At 73.8% G+C, this 2,246-nt stretch carries 2 protein-coding genes; both read left to right on the top strand.

Annotation, left to right across the window (positions count from 1 at the left end; genetic code table 11):
• Positions 1 to 2,045: glycosyl hydrolase (locus tag AC2W7G_RS14240; protein ID WP_485869013.1), on the top strand; the 2,045-nt coding region annotated here is incomplete at its 5' end.
• A partial coding sequence (locus AC2W7G_RS14235) for a hypothetical protein (RefSeq protein ID WP_485869012.1) occupies positions 1,985 to 2,246 on the top strand: 262 nt, incomplete at its 3' end. The genes AC2W7G_RS14240 and AC2W7G_RS14235, both read left to right, overlap by 61 nt.

Genomic DNA, 2,246 nt, shown 5'->3' with positions numbered 1-2,246 from the left:
CTGCCGCGGGCGCTGACCCGGGCTTCGAGCGTCCCGGCCTGGACACCGCGGCCGGCTTCCGCTGGTGGTGGCCGCACGGCGCGGTCGACCCCCGCGAGGTCGCCCGTGAGGTCGACCAGGTCGCCGACGCCGGCTTCGGCCACCTCGAGATCGCCGACGTGACGCACAGCCTGCGCGCGCGCAACATCGAGATCGACCTCGACCGCCAGGGCTGGGGCACCCGGTCCTGGGTCGCCGGCGTCACCGCCGCGCTGCGTCAGGCCTCGCGTCGGGGCGTCACCGTCGACATCACCGTCGGCCCTCGTGGCCCGCGGCCGTCTCCACCATCACCCCCCGACGACGACGCCGCCTGCACCGAGCTGGCCCACGGCCGCGTCGACGTCGCGGCCGGCCAGGCCTACGACGGCGTCGTGCCCGAGCCGGTCGTGCCCGCCACCGACGGGGTCCAGCGCCGGACGCTCGTCGCCGTCCAGGCCCACCGGGTGACCGCCCAGACGACCGCCACGACGACGCTCGACCCGGCCTCGCTCGTCGACCTGACGACGTCGGTCGTGGACGGCCGGCTCAGCTGGACCGCGCCGGCGGGCTCGGGCACCTGGGCGGTGCTGTCGTACTGGCGCCGCGGCTCGGGCCAGGAGCCGGAGGCCGGTCCGCACACGAACCCGCGCTCCTGGGTCGTCGACCACTTCAGCGCGGCGGGCTCGCAGGCCGTCATCGACCTGTGGGAGGACAAGGTCCTGAACCGCGAGCTGCGCAGCCTGCTGCGCAAGGCCGGCGGCAACCTGTTCGAGGACTCGCTGGAGATCGAGACCGAGGCGACCATCTGGACGCCGCGGATGCTCGAGGAGTTCCGCGAGCGAGCGGGCTACGACCTGCTGCCGTACCTGCCGCTGGTGCTCGAGGTGCACGAGAAGTACCTGTTCGCCTACGACGCCGTCACCACGACCCGCGTCCGCGACGACTTCAGCCAGGTGCTCTCCGACCTCTACCGCGACAACCACCTCAGGGTGCTGCAGCGCTTCGCCAAGGGTCTCGGCATGGGCCTGCGCGTCCAGCCGTACGGCCTGGAGACCGACACGGTCGAGCACGCCGCGCTGCTGGACGTCCCCGAGACCGAGTCGCTGGGCTTCAAGAACCTCGACGACTACCGGGTCATGGCCGGCGGCCGCGACATGGGCGGGAAGACGCTGCTGTCGTGCGAGGCGGCCTGCTACTTCGGCGCCGCGTACAGCACGACGTGGGACCGGGCGCTGCAGACGATCAACAGCATCTTCGTGGCCGGCGTGAACCGGGCGATGCTGCACGGCTTCGCCTACGCGGACGCGCCGGGCGTCTCGTGGCCCGGCTTCGCGGCCTTCTCGCCGTACTACTCCGGCGCGGTCGGCTACGGCGAGGCCTGGGGGCCGCGGACGCCGACGTGGGAGCACGTGCGCGACGTCGCCGACTACCTCAACCGCAGCCAGCTGGTGCTGCAGACCGGCACGCCGAAGTACGACGTCGTCTTCCTGCGCCAGAAGGGCTGGACGTCCACCGGCATCGGCGCCGCGTGGGCGACCAACAGCGGCATCCCGACCGGCTGGACGCACTCGTTCGCCACCCCGGCCCTGCTCGACCTGCCGCTGGCCACGGTGCGCGGCGGCCGGCTCGCGCCGAAGGGTCCGGCCTACAAGGCGATGATCGTCGGCCCGACCAGTTCCGCGGCAAGGAGGCGACCATCGCGGTCGACACCGCCCGCAAGGTGCTGGCGCTCGGCCGGGCCGGGCTCCCGATCGTCCTGCACGGCGACTGGAGCAAGGCCGACGTCGTCGGCCTCGCGCAGCCGGGGGAGACCGAGCAGGTGCGCTCGCTGGTCGCGCAGATCGCCGCGCTGCCGACGACCGCCGCGGCGCCGGCCGACGCCGACATCCCCACGGCGCTCGCCAGCCTGGGTGTCACGTCGGACGTCAGCCACGAGGCGTCCACGGTCATGTCGCTGCGCCGCGTCGTGGGCGACGTCGACCTGTACTTCCTGGCCAACGCCAAGCACGCGGAGAACCGCCGGCTGACCCGCGTCACCCAGGACGTCTGGCTGACGTCCACCCGGCGTGACGCGGTGCCCGTGCTGCTCGACGCCTGGACCGGCACCGCGACGCCCGTGGCGCTGTGGGAGCGCCAGGGCGACCGCGTGCGCGTCACCGTCGAGCCTGCTGCCCCGGCCAGAGCACGATCGTCGCGCTCCGCCCCGGCCCGCGGACGCAGCCTGGCGG

The sequence above is a fragment of the Aeromicrobium sp. PFPM2_SD2 genome (assembly GCF_057364525.1).
Note: the sequence above shows the minus strand (reverse complement) of the source record. Positions and strands in the feature narration are given on the sequence as shown.